Origin of the sequence: Microbacterium sp. LWH3-1.2 (assembly GCF_040675855.1) — a bacterium.
GTDB lineage: Bacteria > Actinomycetota > Actinomycetes > Actinomycetales > Microbacteriaceae > Microbacterium.
This window is the reverse complement of sequence record NZ_JBEGIK010000001.1, coordinates 3756819-3774217: the sequence shown is the minus strand read 5'-3', so window position 1 is coordinate 3774217 and position 17399 is coordinate 3756819. Positions and strand designations below refer to the sequence as shown.

General features: G+C 69.8%; 20 protein-coding genes and 1 tRNA gene. 16 read left to right on the top strand and 5 right to left on the bottom strand.

Going from position 1 to position 17399, the window contains the following annotated elements:
- Positions 1–113: 113 nt before the first annotated feature.
- The 4 genes from MRBLWH3_RS17675 to MRBLWH3_RS17660 are packed head-to-tail and all read left to right on the top strand — an operon-like array spanning position 114 to position 5321.
- The gene (locus MRBLWH3_RS17675; protein ID WP_363434814.1) at positions 114–1475 is read left to right on the top strand and encodes a flavin monoamine oxidase family protein; all 1362 of its coding nucleotides are present in this window, start codon (positions 114–116) and stop codon (positions 1473–1475) included.
- Positions 1472–2356: a universal stress protein gene (locus MRBLWH3_RS17670; RefSeq protein WP_363434811.1), complete on the top strand. Its 885-nt coding sequence runs from the start codon at positions 1472–1474 to the stop codon at positions 2354–2356. Before MRBLWH3_RS17675 ends, MRBLWH3_RS17670 begins: the two co-directional genes overlap by 4 nt.
- Entirely contained in the window at positions 2353–3918 is a 1566-nt protein-coding gene (locus MRBLWH3_RS17665; RefSeq protein ID WP_363434808.1) for an APC family permease, read from the top strand. The genes MRBLWH3_RS17670 and MRBLWH3_RS17665 overlap by 4 nt, the downstream gene beginning before the upstream one ends.
- 41 nt (positions 3919–3959) lie before the next feature.
- A complete protein-coding gene (locus MRBLWH3_RS17660) occupies positions 3960–5321 on the top strand; it encodes an NAD-dependent succinate-semialdehyde dehydrogenase (protein WP_363434805.1) in 1362 nt (453 codons plus the stop codon).
- 86 nt (positions 5322–5407) lie between these two features.
- Here the strand turns inward: MRBLWH3_RS17660 and MRBLWH3_RS17655 are convergent, their stop codons facing one another.
- Positions 5408–6022: a hypothetical protein gene (locus tag MRBLWH3_RS17655; RefSeq protein ID WP_363434802.1), complete on the bottom strand. Its 615-nt coding sequence runs from the start codon at positions 6020–6022 to the stop codon at positions 5408–5410.
- Between the two features lie 64 nt (positions 6023–6086).
- Between MRBLWH3_RS17655 and MRBLWH3_RS17650 the strand changes: the two genes are divergently transcribed.
- The 10 genes from MRBLWH3_RS17650 to MRBLWH3_RS17605 all read left to right on the top strand — a co-directional run bounded on the left by MRBLWH3_RS17650 (position 6087) and on the right by MRBLWH3_RS17605 (position 13295).
- Positions 6087–6524 carry a pyridoxamine 5'-phosphate oxidase family protein gene (locus MRBLWH3_RS17650; RefSeq protein ID WP_363434799.1) on the top strand — a complete coding sequence of 146 codons (438 nt, stop codon included), beginning with the start codon at positions 6087–6089 and terminating at the stop codon, positions 6522–6524.
- A 175-nt stretch (positions 6525–6699) separates the two neighbouring features.
- Positions 6700–6772: transfer RNA gene (locus MRBLWH3_RS17645), tRNA-Trp, on the top strand.
- A 90-nt stretch (positions 6773–6862) separates the two neighbouring features.
- Positions 6863–7135, top strand: a complete 273-nt coding sequence (secE, locus tag MRBLWH3_RS17640; RefSeq protein ID WP_116197035.1) for a preprotein translocase subunit SecE — start codon at positions 6863–6865, stop codon at positions 7133–7135.
- Positions 7136–7218: 83 nt separating this feature from the next.
- The gene (gene nusG / locus MRBLWH3_RS17635; RefSeq protein WP_363434796.1) at positions 7219–8346 is read left to right on the top strand and encodes a transcription termination/antitermination protein NusG; all 1128 of its coding nucleotides are present in this window, start codon (positions 7219–7221) and stop codon (positions 8344–8346) included.
- 119 nt (positions 8347–8465) lie between these two features.
- Entirely contained in the window at positions 8466–8897 is a 432-nt protein-coding gene (gene rplK, locus MRBLWH3_RS17630) for a 50S ribosomal protein L11 (RefSeq protein ID WP_116195954.1), read from the top strand.
- Between the two features lie 14 nt (positions 8898–8911).
- Positions 8912–9604 (top strand): 50S ribosomal protein L1, encoded by a 693-nt coding sequence (gene rplA / locus MRBLWH3_RS17625; protein ID WP_341997378.1) that lies wholly within the window; start codon positions 8912–8914, stop codon positions 9602–9604.
- A 183-nt stretch (positions 9605–9787) separates the two neighbouring features.
- Positions 9788–10834 (top strand): NAD(P)H-dependent flavin oxidoreductase, encoded by a 1047-nt coding sequence (locus tag MRBLWH3_RS17620; RefSeq protein ID WP_363434791.1) that lies wholly within the window; start codon positions 9788–9790, stop codon positions 10832–10834.
- A 119-nt stretch (positions 10835–10953) separates the two neighbouring features.
- Positions 10954–11754 (top strand): amino acid ABC transporter substrate-binding protein, encoded by an 801-nt coding sequence (locus MRBLWH3_RS17615; RefSeq protein WP_363434788.1) that lies wholly within the window; start codon positions 10954–10956, stop codon positions 11752–11754.
- Positions 11755–11824: 70 nt separating this feature from the next.
- A complete protein-coding gene (locus MRBLWH3_RS17610) occupies positions 11825–12493 on the top strand; it encodes an amino acid ABC transporter permease (RefSeq protein ID WP_363434785.1) in 669 nt (222 codons plus the stop codon).
- The gene (locus tag MRBLWH3_RS17605; protein ID WP_363434783.1) at positions 12480–13295 is read left to right on the top strand and encodes an amino acid ABC transporter ATP-binding protein; all 816 of its coding nucleotides are present in this window, start codon (positions 12480–12482) and stop codon (positions 13293–13295) included. Before MRBLWH3_RS17610 ends, MRBLWH3_RS17605 begins: the two co-directional genes overlap by 14 nt.
- A 6-nt stretch (positions 13296–13301) precedes the next feature.
- Here the strand turns inward: MRBLWH3_RS17605 and MRBLWH3_RS17600 are convergent, their stop codons facing one another.
- Positions 13302–13577, bottom strand: coding sequence for an acylphosphatase (locus tag MRBLWH3_RS17600; RefSeq protein ID WP_363434780.1), 276 nt, complete (start codon positions 13575–13577; stop codon positions 13302–13304).
- Between the two features lie 63 nt (positions 13578–13640).
- On the opposite strand from MRBLWH3_RS17600, the gene MRBLWH3_RS17595 reads away from it, so the two are divergent.
- Entirely contained in the window at positions 13641–13994 is a 354-nt protein-coding gene (locus tag MRBLWH3_RS17595) for an iron chaperone (protein ID WP_363434777.1), read from the top strand.
- Positions 13995–13999: 5 nt separating this feature from the next.
- On the opposite strand, the gene lysE is transcribed toward MRBLWH3_RS17595, so the two are convergent.
- Entirely contained in the window at positions 14000–14746 is a 747-nt protein-coding gene (gene lysE / locus MRBLWH3_RS17590) for an L-lysine exporter (protein ID WP_363434774.1), read from the bottom strand.
- A gap of 71 nt (positions 14747–14817) precedes the next feature.
- Between lysE and MRBLWH3_RS17585 the strand changes: the two genes are divergently transcribed.
- Complete coding sequence (locus MRBLWH3_RS17585) at positions 14818–15711, top strand: LysR family transcriptional regulator ArgP (RefSeq protein WP_363434771.1); 894 nt, start codon at positions 14818–14820, stop codon at positions 15709–15711.
- Positions 15712–15732: 21 nt separating this feature from the next.
- Here MRBLWH3_RS17585 and MRBLWH3_RS17580 read toward each other — a convergent pair whose 3' ends face one another.
- Positions 15733–16758, bottom strand: coding sequence for an NADP-dependent oxidoreductase (locus MRBLWH3_RS17580; RefSeq protein WP_363434768.1), 1026 nt, complete (start codon positions 16756–16758; stop codon positions 15733–15735).
- 170 nt (positions 16759–16928) lie between these two features.
- On the bottom strand, positions 16929–17393 hold the full coding sequence (locus MRBLWH3_RS17575; protein WP_363434765.1) for a MarR family winged helix-turn-helix transcriptional regulator: 465 nt from the start codon (positions 17391–17393) through the stop codon (positions 16929–16931).
- Between the last annotated feature and the right edge of the window lie 6 nt (positions 17394–17399).

The following is a 17399-nucleotide window of genomic DNA, read 5'->3' as shown; positions in this document are numbered from 1 at the left end:
CACCACCCCTTCCCGGCGAAACCACCCGCGATGGACGGCCAGAACCGGGTGGATTCGGCGAGAAGGGGTGGTCTGGACAAGAAATGAACGACCTGAGGAACGAAGGAGTCCGAATGACCGAGCTGACACGTGACGTCGTGATCGTCGGCGCCGGCGCCGCCGGCACGACCGCTGCGAACGAGTTGAAGAAGGCGGGACTGTCGGTCGTCGTGCTCGAGGCGCGCGACCGCGTGGGCGGCCGACTGTGGACCGACGTCGTCGACGGCGCGATGCTCGAGATCGGCGGCCAGTGGGTCTCACCCGACCAGGACGCGCTCAAGGAGACCCTCGCCGAGCTGGGTCTCGAGACTTACAGCCGCTACCGCGAAGGCGACTCCGTGTACATCGGCCAGGACGGCGAGCTCACCCGCTTCACGGGCGAGATCTTCCCCGTCGCACCCGAGACCGAGAAGGAGATCGTCCGCCTCATCGAGGTGCTCGACGGGCTCGTCGCACAGATCGACCCCGACAAGCCGTGGGAGCATCCCGACGCCGAGGCGCTCGACCGCATCTCGTTCGAGGCATGGCTCGAGGGGCAGACCGATGACCAGGAGGCGCGCGACAACATCGCCCTCTTCATCGCCGGCGCGATGCTCACCAAGCCCGCGTATGCGTTCTCCGCGCTCCAGGCCCTTCTCATGGCGGCCAGCGCGGGCAGCTTCTCCCACCTCGTCGACGCGGACTTCATCCTCGACGAGCGCGTGGTCGGGGGCTTGCAGCAGGTTCCGCTCCTCCTCGCCGAGCGCCTGGGCGACGACGTCATCCTGGGTCAGCCGGTCACCGAGGTGCACTGGTCGGACGACGGCGTCCGCGTCGTCACCGACAACGGCCTCGAGGTGCGCGCGCGGTTCGTCATCCTGGCGCACGCGCCGATCCTCTACCCGTGGATCGAGTTCGCGCCGCCGCTGCCGCGCCTCAAGCAGCAGATGCACCAGCACATCTCGATGGGCTTCGTCATCAAGGTGCACGCGGTCTACGACCGCCCGTTCTGGCGCGAGCAGGGCCTGTCAGGCACCGCGTTCAGCCCGTACGAGATCTCGCACGAGGCATACGACAACACCAACCACGACGACGAGCGCGGCACCCTGGTCGGCTTCGTGTCGGACCGCAACGCCGACGACCTCTTCCGCGTCTCGGCGGAGGAGCGCAAGGAGCGCATCCTCGAGTCGCTGTCGCACTACTACGGCCCCGAGGCCAAGACCCCGCTGGTCTACTTCGAGAGCGATTGGGGCGCCGAGGAGTGGACCCGCGGCGCGTACGCCGCGAGCTTCGACCTCGGCGGCCTCGCCCGCTACGGCGCGGATCTGCGCACCCCCGTCGGCCCCATCCACTTCGCGTGCAGCGACATGGCCGGCGCCGGTTACCAGCACGTCGACGGCGCCATCCGCATGGGCCGGCTGGTGGCCGCGAACATCGTCGAGGCGGCACGGCGATGAGCGACCGCATCGTGGTCGGGTACACCGCGACGGACGCGGGAGCGGATGCCGTCGCCCTCGGCGCGCGCCTGGCCGCGGCGATGCACGCACCGCTCGACCTCGTGCTGGTGCTGCCGGCCGAGGACCGCAGCGTCATCACCCCGCCCGATGCCGGCTACGACCGTTACCTGGTGACTCAGTCTGAGACGTGGCTCGCCGAGGCCGCGGCGTCGATTCCGGATGCCGTGACGCACGCGTCGCACGTGCGATTCGGCGATTCCTTCGGAGAGGGCCTCATCGCCGCTGCGCACGAGCTCTCGGCATCCCATATCGTCGTCGGTGCCGCCAATGGCGGACGTCGCGGGCGCCATCGCCTCGGCACCGTGGCGAACGAGCTGCTGCATTCATCGGACGTGCCCGTCGTGCTCGCCCCCGAGGGGTCGCGCCGGCTGGAGGCGACCACGGTCACCCGCGTCACCGCCGCCATCGGCACGCGCCCGGGCGCGAGCGCCCTGCTCGACGAGAGCGTCGCCCTGGCCACCGCGACGGGCGCCCGACTGCGACTGCTGTCGCTCGTCTCGGTGGACCTCCCCGCAGGGGTCGACACGGGCGTCATCCGCATCGCCGGCGCCGCGCACGCCGACGACGTGCTGGGCAAGGCCCTCGAGGCACTCCCGGACGGCGTTGAAGCCGACGTGGTCGTCGCGCGCGGCGACAGCATCGAAGACGCCGTCGCCCATCTCGGCTGGGAGCCCGGCGAACTCGCGGTGGTCGGCTCGAGCCGGCTGGCCCGGCGCCGGCGGCTCTTCCTCGGCTCGACGGCGGCGAAGATGCTGCACGAGCTTCCCGTACCCATGGTCGTGGTGCCCCGCACCCGCGGCAAGAAAGGCGCACGACGATGAGCGCATCCCAGAGCGGCGGCACCCAGCCGCTGGCACCGTCCTCCGGCGCGCATGCCGGTGAGCTGTCGAACAAGGGCCTGAGCGCGGGAGCGGTCGGCGTCCTCGGCGCCGTCGTCATCGGCGTCTCGACCATCGCCCCCGCCTATACGCTCACGGCGTCGCTCGGGCCGACGGTCTCGGTCGTCGGCACGCAGGTGCCGGCCATCATCCTCGTCGGCTTCATCCCGATGCTGCTGACGGCCTTCGGCTACCGCGAGCTCAACCGCGCGATGCCCGACTCGGGCACTTCGTTCACGTGGGGCGTGCGCGCGTTCGGCCCGTGGATCGGCTGGATGACCGGCTGGGGCCTCGTGGCCGCGACCGTCATCGTGTTGTCGAACCTCGCGGGCATCGCCGTGGAGTTCCTGTTCCTGCTGATCTCGCAGCTGACGGGCAACCCCGAGATCGCGGACCTCGCGTTCAACCCGTTCATCAACGTGGTGGTGTGCCTGCTGTTCATGCTGGGCGCGACGCTCGTCTCCTACCGCGACATGCAGACCACGCAGAAGTTCCAGTACATCCTGGTGACCTTCCAGGTAGCCGTGCTGCTCCTCTTCGCCGTCGTGGCCATCGTCAAGGCGGTGTCGGGAGATGCCCCCGATCCGACGGCGTTCTCGTGGTCGTGGTTCAACCCGTTCGAGGTGCCGACGTTCAGCGCGTTCGCGGCGGGCCTCTCGCTGTCGATCTTCATCTTCTGGGGCTGGGACGTCGTCCTCACCATGAACGAGGAGACCAAGAACCCCGCGAAGACCCCGGGCCGCGCGGCGATGCTCACGGTCGTGATCGTGGTCTCGCTGTACCTGCTGCTGTCGATCGGCCTGATCATGTTCGCGGGCGTCGGCGACGGTCCGCTGGGACTGGCGAACGAGGACATCTCGGCGAACGTCTTCTTCGCGCTGTCCGACCCGATCCTCGGTCCGCTCGCGTTCCTCGTGTCGCTCGCGGTGCTGTCGAGCTCGGCTGCGTCCCTGCAGTCCACGGCCGTGGGCCCGGCGCGGACGCTCCTGGCGATGGGGCACTACGGCGCCCTGCCGCCGAAGTTCGCCCGCGTCAGCCCGCGCTTCTTCACGCCCGGTTACGCCACCGTGGTGTCGGCGATCGTCGCGTCGGTGTTCTACGCCGTCATGCGCGTCATCAGCGAGAACGTCCTCACCGACACGATCCTGTCGCTGGGCATGATGATCTGCTTCTACTACGGCCTCACCGCGTTCGCGTGCGTCTGGTACTTCCGCAAGCAGTGGTTCGACTCGGTGCGCAGCTTCTTCTTCACGTTCCTGTTCCCGCTCGTGGGCGGCGCGATCCTCGCGGTGCTGTTCGTCACGACGCTCGTCGACTCGATGGACCCGGCCTACGGCAGCGGGTCGAGCATCGGAGGTCTCGGCCTCGTGTTCGTGCTGGGCGTGGTCGTCATCCTCGCGGGCGTCGTGATCATGATCTGGCAGGCGATCAAGCGTCCGGCGTTCTTCCGCGGTGAGACACTCAGTATCGACGCCCCCGAAAGCCTTCGACGCGGCCGCCGCTAGCGGGCAGACTGTCCCCCATCCACCCGATCGGAGAGAACGCAATGACCGACTATGCCGTCGTGAACCCGGCCACGGGAGAGACCCTGGCCACGTATCCGACCATCACCGACGAGGCTCTCGAGACCGCGATCGCGGGAGCGGATGCCGCGTACCGCACGTGGCGCGACCAGCCCGTCGCCGAGCGCGCCGCACGCATCCGCAAGGTCGCGGAGCTCCACCGCGAGCGTCGCGACGACCTCGCCGCGATCATCGTGCGCGAGATGGGCAAGCCGCTGGAGGCGGCGCTCGGGGAGGTCGACTTCGCCGCCGACATCACCGAGTACTACGCCGACCATGCGGACAAGATCACCGGGGACCAGCCGATCGACATCGACGGCGAGGGCACCGCGGTCATCCGCCGCTCGCCCCTCGGCGTGCTGCTGGGCATCATGCCGTGGAACTTCCCGTACTACCAGGTCGCCCGCTTCGCGGCGCCGAACATCGTGGTGGGCAACACCATCCTCCTGAAGCACGCTCCGCAATGCCCCGAGTCGGCCGCCGCCATCGCGGCGATCTACACAGACGCCGGGCTCGAGGGCGTCTACACGAACGTCTACGCGACGAACGACCAGGCGGCGACGATCATCGCCGACCGCCGCGTGCAGGGCGTATCGGTGACCGGCTCGGAGCGCGCCGGCGCGGCCGTCGCCGAGATCGCGGGCCGCAACCTCAAGAAGGTCGCCCTCGAGCTCGGCGGGTCCGACCCGTTCATCCTGCTCTCGACCGACGACCTCGACGGGGCGGTCGAGGCCGCGGTCGCCGCGCGCCTCGACAACACCGGGCAGTCCTGCAACGCCGCCAAGCGCTTCATCGTGGTCGACGGCCTGTACGACGCGTTCCTCGAGAAGTTCACGGCCGCGATGTCTGGCGCGAAGGTCGGCGACCCGTTCGCCGATGACACGGTCCTGGGCCCGCTGTCGTCGCTCACGGCGGCGGAGCGCCTGGCCGAGCAGGTCGACAGGGCGGTCGCGCAGGGCGCGACGCTGGTCGCCGGCGGCAAGCGTGACGGCGCGTTCTACCCGGGAACGGTGCTCGCCGACGTCACGAGCGACATGGACGCGTACCGCGAGGAGTTCTTCGGACCCGTCGGCGTCGTCTACAAGGTCGCCGACGAGGACGCGGCGGTCGCCCTCGCGAACGACACCACCTACGGGCTCGGCTCCTACGTCTTCACGACGGACGAGGAGCAGGCCCAGCGCGTCGCCGACAAGATCGACGCCGGCATGGTCTACGTGAACGTCGTCCTCGCCGACGAGCCCGGGCTGCCCTTCGGCGGTGTGAAGCGCTCCGGGACCTCGCGCGAGATGGGGCTGCTCGCCGCCGACGAGTTCGTCAACAAGAAGCTGATCCGGATCGGCGCCTGACGCCTGCGCCGGCCGCGCGTGTCGACTCGCCAGCTCGCTCAACGGCTGGGACTTCAGCCGTTGAGCGAGCGGAGCGGGATGAAACGCTAGAGCACGGCGCGGGCCTCGGCGAGGGCCTCGTCTGCCCACTGCACCTGCTGCGGCGTGCCCCAGCGGGTCGCCGCATCCCGTGCCGCCTCGAACTCCGCGATCGCCTCGTCGACGCGGCGGGCGTCGAGGAGGCGCCAGCCGGCGTTGTTGTGCAGGGAGACGTTCCAGCGCAGTGCGCGCGGGTCATCGACCCCGTCAAGCGCACGGAGGGCCGCCGCGGTCCACTCCTCGGCCTGATCGGGCTCCGCGATCGCGAGCATGTGCAGTGCGTCGACCTGCAGGAACGTCAGTCCCGCTCCGGAGGCGGCATCCGCCGCCGCGAGGAAGCAGGTGACCGCCGCCTCGGGGTCGCCGGCCGAGTTGCGCACGCGGCCGCGCTCCAGGGCCGCACGGGCCGCGACCGCCACGTCCTCGATCGAGACGGCGTCGAGGGCCGCGTCCGCCTGGTCGAACCGCTCCTGCAGGCCCAGCGCCCGCGCCACCTGGGTCTCGAGCTCGGCGCGGGTCGCAGCATCCGTCTCGTCCTCCACCGCCGCGCGCAGTCGCGCCTCGGAGCCCGCCGCGTCGGAGAAGTCCCACAGCTCGTCGAGCCGGGTCTGCGCAAGAGTCATGCCGGAATGCTAGTGCCGTCATGCGGGGGTGTCGCCGACGCGGCGCGAGCGCGAGGATGGAGTCATGGCAGACACACCGGACCCCGTCGTCTCGCTCTCCGACGAAGAGTGCTGGGGGCGCCTGCGCGGGCAGGAACTCGGGCGCCTCGTCACCCACGTGGGCGATGTGCTCGACATCTTCCCCGTGAACTACGTCGTCGACGGCGAGAGCGTGCTCTTCCGCACGGCGCAGGGGAGCAAGCTGTTCGAGCTGACCGTCAACGACGAGGTTCTCTTCGAGGTCGACGACCACACCGACACCGACGCGTGGAGCGTGATCCTGCGGGGCCGCGCGCACCCGCTCGACCGTTCCGCCGACGTCGAGCGGGCCGATGGCCTGGGGCTCAAGCCCTGGATCCCGACGCTCAAGTACACGTACGTGCGCGTCGAGGCGACGTCGCTGTCGGGCCGCGCATTCGCGCGCGGACCCGAGCCCGACCGCTACGGCGTGCAGCAGTACTGAGCCGATGACTGCGCGCGCGCGGAGCCGCCCCGGTTCGCGGGGTCCGCGGGCATGCCGTACACTGGATCGTGCAGTTGAAGTCTGCATTCTTTCGCCGTGCCCGGCACACGAGCACGGATCCTCAAGCCGCGGTGAGAGGGGAAGAGTGCGGGCTTCGCGAGACCTCCGGGTCTCTAGGGCGGTAGCTCAATTGGCAGAGCAGCGGTCTCCAAAACCGCAGGTTGCAGGTTCGATTCCTGTCCGCCCTGCGCGTCAGCGCAACACCGGTGACATGCCGGTGGTTGACAACACAGTGTGCCGACCCGTGTCGGCTCACGGAAGGTAATCAGGTGGCATCGATGGTTCAGGACGAGCCGAAGGGCGAAGTCGTCTCCGCAGAGGGAACGACCGCGCCCCGCGAGAAGAAGCCGAACGTCTTCGCTCGTATCGCCCTGTTCGTGCGCCAGGTCTTCGCCGAGCTCCGCAAGGTCGTCACGCCGACCCGCCAGGAGCTGCTGAAGTACACGGCGGTGGTGCTGGGCTTCGTCGTCGTGATGATGGCGCTCGTCTACGGCCTGGACGTGCTGTTCGTGTGGATCACGTCGTACGTCTTCGGGGTCCCCGGCGCCTGATCCCGAGCGCTCCCGGCTCGCAGCGGGAGCATGACACGGGCGGACCGCAGGTCCGGCAGCGGACGGAACGGAAGAGAACTCACGTGACTGAAAGATATGTCGACGACGCCGATTGGGCGACGGCCGCGGAGCAGTCGTCGGAGGACGACGAAGCTCAGGAGGGCAACGTCCTCGCGGCGGAGGAGCGGTCGGCGGAGGCCGCCGAGCACCTCGCCATCCACATCGTCGACGACGCAGACGAGGATGACTCCGACTTGGACGACATCGACATCGACGACCCGGAGGCCGACGCCATCGTGAACGACGCTCTCAACCTCGACGAGACGGCCGAGACCGAGGCCGCAGCCGAGGTGATCAACGACTCCATCGCGGAGGAGGTCGCCGAGCTCGAGGCCGAAGCCGCCGAGGAGGTGACCCCGTACGACGGTCCCGACGTGAACGGCGACGAGGACGAGCCCGAGCTCGACGAGGACTTCGTCGCGGAGGTGGATGCCGCAGCCGCCGTCGTCGACGACGTCGAGGCCTCCGTCTCACCGGCCGACGCCGCCGAGGCTCCCGAGACCGAGACCGAGGACGAGGACGAGGACGAGGACCCCTATGAGGCGTTCCGCGCCGACCTGCGCACTCTCCCGGGCAAGTGGTACGTCATCCACTCCTACGCAGGCTTCGAGCGCAAGGTGAAGGCCAACATCGAGCAGCGCAAGTCGACGCTCGAGGTCGAGGAGGAGATCTACCAGATCGAGGTCCCGATGGAGGACGTCGTCGAGATCAAGAACGGCCAGCGCAAGATGGTCACGCGCGTCCGGATCCCCGGCTACGTGCTCGTGCGCATGGAGCTCAACGAGGACACCTGGTCGGTCGTGCGCCACACGCCCGGCGTGACCGGCTTCGTCGGCAACGCCCACAACCCGACGCCGCTGCGCTTCGAAGAGGCCTTCAACATGCTGAAGAGCCTGGTCGAGGTCAAGGAGGTCGCCGGCGCGAAGGGCGGTGCGGCCAAGAAGGGCGCCGCCGCCGCGGCTCGCGTCGTCCCCGCCGAGGTCGACTTCGAGGTCGGCGAGACCATCACGATCAAGGAAGGCTCGTTCGCGGGCCTGCCCGGCACGATCAGCGAGATCAAGCCCGAGAGCGGCAAGCTCACGGTCCTCGTCTCGCTCTTCGAGCGTGAGACCCCGGTCGAGCTGTCGTTCGACCAGGTCACCAAGCTCTGACCTGGTAGACTCTCCAGGTTTGCGCGCGCTGAGAGCGCGTGATCGACACCGCGTTCCGGAACGGCCGGATTCGCGGGAGAACAGGATGCTCCAGCATCCGTTCGTTGAAAGGAAGAGGAATGGCACCGAAGAAGAAGGTGACCGGCCTGATCAAGCTTCAGATCAACGCCGGTGCAGCCAACCCGGCGCCGCCGATCGGCCCCGCGCTCGGTCAGCATGGCGTCAACATCATGGAGTTCTGCAAGGCGTACAACGCCGCGACCGAGTCGCAGCGCGGCAACGTCATCCCCGTGGAGATCACCGTCTACGAGGACCGCAGCTTCACGTTCATCCTGAAGACCCCGCCGGCCGCTGAGCTCATCAAGAAGGCCGCCGGTGTGCAGAAGGGCTCGAAGACGCCGCACACGGCCAAGGTGGGCAAGCTCACCAAGGACCAGGTCCGTCAGATCGCCGAGCAGAAGCAGCCCGACCTGAACGCGAACGACATCGAGGCCGCCTCGAAGATCATCGCCGGCACCGCCCGCTCCATGGGCATCACGGTCGAGGACTGAGGGGGATAGGAAACATGGCTACCAAGTCCAAGGCCTTCCGGGCCGCAGCCGCCAAGATCGAGGCGGACAAGTTCTACAGCCCCACCGAGGCCGTCGCGCTCGCGAAGCAGACCGGTTCGGCGAAGTTCGACTCGACCGTCGAGGTCGCGCTCAAGCTCTCGGTCGACCCCCGCAAGGCGGACCAGATGGTGCGCGGCACCGTCATCCTCCCGCACGGCACCGGCAAGACCGCCCGTGTCATCGTGTTCGCGACGGGTCCGGCCGCTGAGGCCGCGATCGCCGCGGGTGCAGACGAGGTCGGCGGCGCCGAGCTCATCGAGAAGGTCGCCGGCGGCTGGACCGCGTTCGACGCGGCCGTCGCGACGCCCGAGCTCATGGGCCAGGTCGGCCGCCTCGGTAAGGTGCTCGGCCCCCGTGGCCTCATGCCCAACCCGAAGACCGGCACCGTGACCCCCAACCCGGCCAAGGCCGTCGAGGAGATCAAGGGCGGAAAGATCGAGTTCCGCGTCGACAAGCACGCCAACGTGCACTTCGTCGTCGGCAAGGCCTCGTTCTCGGCCGAGCAGCTCGACGAGAATCTGAAGGCCGCGCTCGAAGAGATCGTGCGCCTGAAGCCGTCGAGCTCGAAGGGCCGATACATCCAGAAGGGCGCTGTGTCGACCACGTTCGGCCCCGGCATCCCGCTGGACGTCAACACGCTCGTCTGAGTTGTTTCGCACGAAGGCCCCCGCCGGATCACGGGCGGGGGCCTTCGTCGTCTCCGGCGTCACAAGCGCTCCTCACCTGTCACGTTGTGCTGTGAGCGGGCGCACTTCGTGACAGGTGAGCAGAGGGGGCGGGCTGCGGAGGACTTCCGTGCGGGGGCGAGACGGCGGGAGTAGCGTCGGGATATGCCGAAGACGCTGCGGGATCTGTTCGGAATCGACGCGCCGATCGTGCTCGGCCCCTTCGGCGGGCTGTCGTCGATCGAGCTGACGGCCGCAGTGAGCGAGCTCGGCGGACTGGGATCGTACGGGCTCTACGGGTACTCCGCCGACCGCATCAGCGACACGATCGCGGCGCTGCACTCCGCGACGCGGCGCCCGTTCGCCGTCAACCTGTGGCTGCCGACCGGCGACGAGATCACTCCCGGCCAGGTCGACCTGAAGCCGGCGATCGAGGCCGTCGCCCCGCTCTACGCCGAGCTGGGTCTCGCGCTCCCGACGCCTCCGATCGAGTTCCTGCCCGACATCGACTCCCAGTTGACGGCGGTGATGGATGCGGCGCCCGCGGCGTTGAGCGTCGTCTTCGGCGTGCCGTCGGAGCACGTGGTCGCGGCGGCGCGGAGCCGCGGCATCCGTGTCATCGGAACGGCCACGACGGTCGCCGAGGCCGTCGCGCTCGACGCGGCCGGGGTGGACGCCGTCGTCGCCACGGGCGCCGAGGCGGGCGGCCATCGGGTGTCGTTCCTGCGGCCCGCGGAGCAATCGCTCGTCGGCACGTTCGCGCTCGTCCCGCAGGTCGTGGACGCCGTGGAGGTCCCGGTGATCGCGGCCGGCGGCATCGCCGACCGGCGCGGCGTCGCCGCCGCGTTCGCGCTCGGCGCGTCGGGGGTGCAGGTGGGGTCCGCGTTCCTGCGGACGCGTCAGTCGGCCGCCACCGAGGCGCACCGTCGGGCGATCGCCGACGCCTCAGACACCGGGACCGTGCTCACGCGCGCCATGAGCGGGCGGCTGGCGCGCGGCATCCCGAATCGCGCCATGCGGGAGATCGAGACCACCGGCATCATCGCGCCGTTCCCCGCGCAGAACTGGCTCACCGGGCAGTTCCGGGCCGAGGCCGGCCGCCGGGGCGACGGCGACCTCGTGTCGCTGTGGGCCGGCCAGGCTGCCGGGCTCGCGCCCAGCGACGACGCGGCCGAGGTGTTCGGAGAGCTGGTGGCCGGACTGCCCGCCTGAGCGAGCGAGCAACAAAGCGCAACGCGACGGCCCCGGAGCGGCGTGACCGTGTTGTACTGGAAAGTCCGCCGTTCGCGGCGGATCACACACAGCACGCCGCGCCACCCGGGAATCCACATATGTCACGCCGCATCACCGCACTCGTCCTCACCGTCGCCGCAGCCCTCACGCTCACCGCGTGCAGCAGCGGCTCCGCCGACCCCGCCGCCACCGCTGAGGGCGACGACTACGGCCTGGTCGCCGCCGGCACCCTGACCGTCGCCACCGAGGGCACCTACCGCCCGTTCTCGTTCCACGACGAGTCCGACGAGCTCGTCGGCTTCGACGTCGAGATCGCCGAGGCGGTCGCCGACAAGCTCGACCTCGAGATCGTGTTCCAGGAGACGCAGTGGGACGCGATCTTCGCCGGCCTCGACGCCGGACGCTTCGACGTCATCGCCAACCAGGTGTCGATCAACCCGGAGCGCGAGGAGAAGTACCTCTTCAGCGAGCCCTACACCGTGTCGCCCGGTGTGATCGTCGTGCCCGAGGACGACGACTCGATCACGAGCTTCGACGACCTCGAGGGCAAGACCACGGCGCAGTCGCTCACGAGCAGCTGGTACGCGCTCGCCGAAGAGAGCGGCGCCACCGTCGAGGCCGTCGAGGGCTGGGCGCAGGCCGTCGCCTTGCTCCGGCAGGGGCGCGTCGACGCGACGGTCAACGACATCCTCACCTTCCTCGACTACGAGAAGACCGACGGCCCGACGGGCCTCAAGATCGCGGCTGAGACCGACGAGCCCAGCTTGAACGCCTTCGCCCTGACGAAGGACAAGGGCGCACTGGTCGAGGCGATCGACGGTGCCCTCGCGGAGCTCCGCGAAGAGGGCGTGCTCGCCGAGATCAGCGAGAAGTACTTCGGCGCCGACGTCACCCAGTAGTAGCCCTCGAGCCGCCGCTCGTCCTCCCGTGGGCGGGCGGCGGCGTCGTCTGTCGTAAGGGAGGACCCGCATGGACGGCACCACCTGGGCGCTGCTGGTCGACTCGTTCTGGCCGCTGCTGCTCGCCGCGATCACCGGAACCATTCCGCTCGCCCTCTCCTCGTTCGCTCTCGGGCTCGTGATCGCGATCGCCGTGGCGCTCCTGCGTCTGTCGAGCAATCCCGTGCTGTCGAACATCGCCCGGTTCTTCGTGTCGGTGATCCGCGGCACCCCGCTGCTGGTGCAGCTGTTCGTCATCTTCTACGGGCTGCCGTCGGTGGGCATCGTCATCGACCCCTGGCCGGCCGCGATCATCGCGTTCTCACTCAACGTCGGCGGCTACGCGGCGGAGATCGTGCGTGCCGCGATCCTCTCGGTGCCCAAGGGCCAGTGGGAGGCCGCGCACACCGTCGGGTACTCGCAGATGCAGACGCTCACTCGGATCGTGCTGCCGCAGGCGGCGCGCGTGTCGGTGCCGCCCCTGTCGAACACGTTCATCTCGCTCGTCAAGGACACGTCGCTGGCATCGACCATCCTCGTCACCGAGATGTTCCGCAAGGCGCAGCAGATCGCCGCGTTCTCCTTCGAGGTCCTCGCGATCTACCTCGAGGCCGCCCTCATCTACTGGCTGATCTGCCTCGTGCTCTCGACCGGGCAGAGTGCGATCGAGAGGAGGCTCGACCGATATGTCGCCCATTGATCCCACGGACGACGCGCTCGCCCCGCCCGCTCCCGCTGACGATCGTCCGCTTCTCGAGGTGTCGAGCCTCACCAAGACCTTCGGCACGAATCGCGTGCTCGACGGCGTCGACTTCGAGGTGCGTCGCGGCGAGGTGGTCGCTCTCATCGGTCCGAGCGGCTCGGGCAAGACCACGGTGCTCCGCTCGCTCAACGGCCTCGAGACGCCCGAGGCGGGAACGGTCGCCTTCGCCGACGGACCCCGTGTCGACTTCGCGGCACCGGTCTCCAAGGCGGACAAGATCGCGCTGCGCGACCGCTCGGCGATGGTGTTCCAGCACCACAACCTCTTCCCGCACCGCACCGTGCTGCAGAACGTGACCGAGGGGCCGATCCACGCGCACGGCGTGCCGAAGTCTGAGGCGATCGCCCGCGCCGAGGCGCTCCTCGACCGCGTGGGGCTGAGTGAGAAGCGCGACGCGTATCCGTTCGAGCTCTCGGGCGGGCAGCAGCAGCGGGTGGGGATCGTGCGCGCCCTCGCCCTGCGGCCGGCACTCCTCCTGTTCGACGAGCCGACGAGCGCCCTGGACTCCGAGCTCGTCGGCGAGGTGCTCCTCGTGCTCAAAGAGCTGGCGGAAGAGGGGTGGACGATGGTCATCGTCACGCACGAGCTCGCCTTCGCGCGAGAGGTCGCCGACGAGGTGCTGTTCTTCGACAGCGGCTCCGTCCTCGAGCGAGGTGCGCCGAAGGAGCTGTTCAGCCGCCCTCAGCACGAGCGCACCCGCCGCTTCATCGACAGGATCCTGCGACCCTTCGACGGATGATCCGGCTCATCCGGTGGGGCGCACCTCGAAGCCGCGCTCGCCGGTGGTGGCGGCATCCGTCACCGTCGCCTGCTCGACGCGCGAACCGGGCGGACCCTCGGCCATCCACGCGAGCACCTCGTCGACCTGGCCGGGCGTGCCTTCGACCTCGGCCTCGACCGAGCCGTCGCGGCGGTTGCGCACCCATCCGGCCGCGCCGGCCTCGCGCGCGACCATGAGCATCGTGTAGCGGTAGCCGACGCCCTGGACCTCGCCGCGGATCGTCACGTGCACGCGTCTCATGGCGTTCATCCTGCCGAATCGCCGGGCTTGCCGCGACGGGGCGCCGTGGGCAAGGATGCCCACATGGGAACCGTCGACGAACTCCTGGCGGGACTCGACGCGGCTGATCGGCCGTCGGTCGAGCGGATCTACGAGATCGCGCGAGAAGAGGCGCCCGATGCGGAGCAGGGGCTCGGATACGGGATGCCGGCACTCGTGTACCGCGGCAAGCCGCTGGTGTCAGTCATGCGGGCGAAGAAGCACATCGGCGTCTACCCGTTCAGCCCGGCCGCGGTGTCGGCCGTCGGCGACGCGCTCGCCGGGCATCCCGGCATCGGGCTGGACAAGGGCACGATCCGCTACCAGCCCGAGCACCCGTTGTCCGACGACGTCGTGCGCGCCCTCGTGCTCGCCCGCAAGGAGCAGATCGACGGCTGAGGGCGTCAGCCCGCTCCGTGGGGGAGGACGAGGGAGACGCCGAGGGCGATCATCACGACCGCGATCACCGCGTCGAGGATGCGCCATGCCTGCGGCGTCGACAGCCAGCGGCCGAGCAGGCGCGCGCCGAAAGCGAGGCCGACGAACCAGATGACGCTCGCGGCCATGGCGCCGGCGGCGAAAAGCCAGCGCTGATCGCCGTGCGTGTTCGCGACGGTGCCGAGCAGGAAGACGGTGTCGAGGTAGACGTGGGGGTTGAGCCACGTGAGCGCCAGGCAGGTCAGCAGCACGGGGATCAGACGTGCGCGCGTGGGTGGAGCAGAGGCAGTGCGGATGTCGCTGCGCACGGCGGATGCGGATGCATCGGCCTCGAGCGCGTCCCCGGCGTGAGTGCGGCCCGGCGCGACCGCCCGGTGCGCCCCGGCCGAACCGGGGTTCGGGTGGTCACATGCGTCCAGCGCTTCGCCCGACTGCCGCCACGCGCGACGCGCGGCCAGCACGCCGTACGCCACGAGGAAGAGCGCGCCCGCCCAGCGCACCACATCGACGAGCCACGGCAAGGCCTGCAGCACGAATCCGATGCCCGAGACGCCCAGCGCGATGAGGACGGCGTCCGAGATCGCGCAGATCCCTGCGACGGCGAGGACGTGCTCGCGGCGCAGGCCCTGGCGCAGCACGAACAGGTTCTGCGCGCCGATGGCGATGATGAGCGAGAAGCCGAGACCGAGGCCGGCGAGAACGGGGGAGAACACCCTTCGACGGTAAGAGCGGCAGCATCCGTAGTCCAGCTCATGAATCTTCAGTAGCATTAGTCAGGCTTAATATGCGCATTCCGTTCGAGCTGGCAGAGACCCTGGCCGTCGTCGTCGACGAGGGCACGCTCGACGCGGCCGCGCGGCGGCTGCACGTCACGCCGTCGGCAGTCAGCCAGCGCGTCAAGGCGCTCGAGGAGCAGCTCGGGCGGCTCGTGCTCGTGCGCTCCAAGCCGGTGCGGGCCACCGAGGCCGGCATGTCGGTGATACGGCTCGCGCGGCAGACGGCGCTGCTCGAGCACGACGCGCTCGCTGAGCTGGGCGCCGGCGACGACGAGGCCGCACTCACGGTGGTGCCGCTCGCGGTGAACGCGGACTCGCTGGCGACGTGGTTCCTCGAGCCTCTCGCGCGCCTCGCGGAGCAGCATCCCGTCGTCTTCGATCTCCATCGCGACGATCAGGACTTCACCGCCGGACTGCTCGAGTCGGGAACCGTGATGGGCGCGGTCACTTCGCGCGCTTCGCCGGTTGCCGGGTGCCGCTCGTCGACCCTCGGAGCGATGCGCTACGAGGCAGTCGCCACGCCGGCGTTCGTGGCGCGGTGGCTCGCCGGCGACCGGGCGATCGCCCTGGCGAACGCGCCGGTGGTGGACTTCGATCGCCGCGACGACCTGCAGAACGAGTGGCTCGCGCACCACGGCGTCGACCCTGCGGAGCCGCCGCGGCATTACGTGCCCGCGTCGAACGACTTCGCATCGGCGGTGCGCCGGGGGCTCGGGTGGGCGATGCTGCCGCGCTTCCAGTCCTACGATGCGCTCGAGCGCGGCGAACTCGTGCTGCTGGGCGGTCCGCCGGTCGATGTCGGCCTGCACTGGCAGCAGTGGAACCTCCGCTCGCCGCTCCTCGACGCCATCGCCGACGCTATCGTCGCCGAGGGGCGACGTGTCCTCGCGCCCTCACGGTGACCGTGCCCGGCACGAGCGGGGTCAGCCGTCGCTGACGCGGAGAACGACCTTCCCGCGCGTGTGTCCCGTCTCGATCGCGCGGTGCGCGGCGGGGGCCTCGGCGAGGTCGAAGACCTGATCGATGTAGACCTGCACCGAGCCGGAGTCCAGCAGACGGCCGATCGTCGCGAGCGCCCCGCCGTCGGGAACCACCTTGTACGAGGTGGTGCGCACGCCCGCTTCTGCCGCAGCCTCGGCATAGCCCGGCCAGGAACCGGTCGGCACGAGCACGTAGAGCCCGCCGGTGCGCAACACCTCGAGCGAGCGCGTGCCGGTCTCGGAGTGGACGTTGCCGACGAGGTCGATGACGACGTCCACCTCGCCGACGACCTCCTCGAATCGCGCGGTCGTGTAGTCGACCACGACTGCGGCGCCGAGTTCGCGAAGCCACGACGCATTGCGAGCGGAGGCGGTCACGGTGACGTGCGCACCGAAGTAGGCGGCGAACTGCACCGCGAAGTGGCCGACCCCTCCGCTGCCCGCATGGATCAGCATGCGCTGCCCCTCGTGCGCGTGCGCGGTCTCGACCACGAGACCCCAGGCGGTGAGCGCCGCGAGCGGCACGCCTGCTGCCTCGACATGCGACAGGGAGGAGGGCTTGCGGGCGACCGAGAGCGAGGGCGCCACGACGTACTCGGCGTACGAGCCGCCGGTGCGCGGGAACGAGGTCATGCCGAACACCTCGGTGCCAGGGGCGAAGGGGTGCGCCTCGTAGGGGCTCTTCACGACGATGCCGCTGAAGTCGTAGCCCAGGGTCGCGGGGTACGCCGCGATCGCTCCGGAGACGCCCCTGCCGCCGCGCGTCTTGGCGTCGATCGGGTTGACGCCTGCGGCGACGACGCGGACGAGCACCTCGCTCAGCACCGGCGAGGGGACGGGAACGGATGCTGCGTGCAGCGCGTCGGCGCCGCCCGCGGCGTCCACGACCATCGCCCGCATGTCGGTGGGCGGCGCCTCGACGGGGGCGAGCGGGGTGTCGGGCGCCGATCGCAGCGGTCGGATCCTCATCGTGCGCTCCTTCCGCGGGTGTGCCGCCTTCGGCACCAGAACTGAACCCCCGTGGCTACAGTCAACCCTGCGTTCGTCTCGCTCGTGTTACGCGGGTGCTACCGGTGTCGCAACACGCCGATGCCGGCGTGCCGCCCGCGGCCGCGCCGATCTCGGGCGACCGCGGGAGCTCACGAGGCTGGGCGCTCGCCGAGGGTGAGCGCGTGCAGCAGTCGCGTGAGGTTGAGGATGTCGTCGACGGGCCACTCCTCGAGCGCGTCCACGAGCAGGTTCTCCTGAGGCGCGCGCGCCTCGGCCAGTCGCTCCAGCCCGAAAGGGGTGGGGGAGAGCAGGCTCGACCGGCCGTCGTCGGGGTCGGGCGTGCGCTGCACCAGGCCCAGCTGCTCGAGCTCGCGCACCGTGCGGCTGACCTGGCCCTTGTCCGACGTGAGCGACTCGGCGAGCGCCGAGAGGGTGATGCCTTCGCGGCGCACGATGGTGGTGAACACCTTGTAGGCGCCCGGCAGCATGCCCGGGCTCACGCGGTTGGCGTTGTCGATGAGGATCCGCCGGATTCGGTTGATCAGCTCCGAGAACTCCGCCTCGAGGGCGCGCACCGCCTCGGTGCGCGCTGCTCGAGTGTCGTCGGAGGCCATCGGATT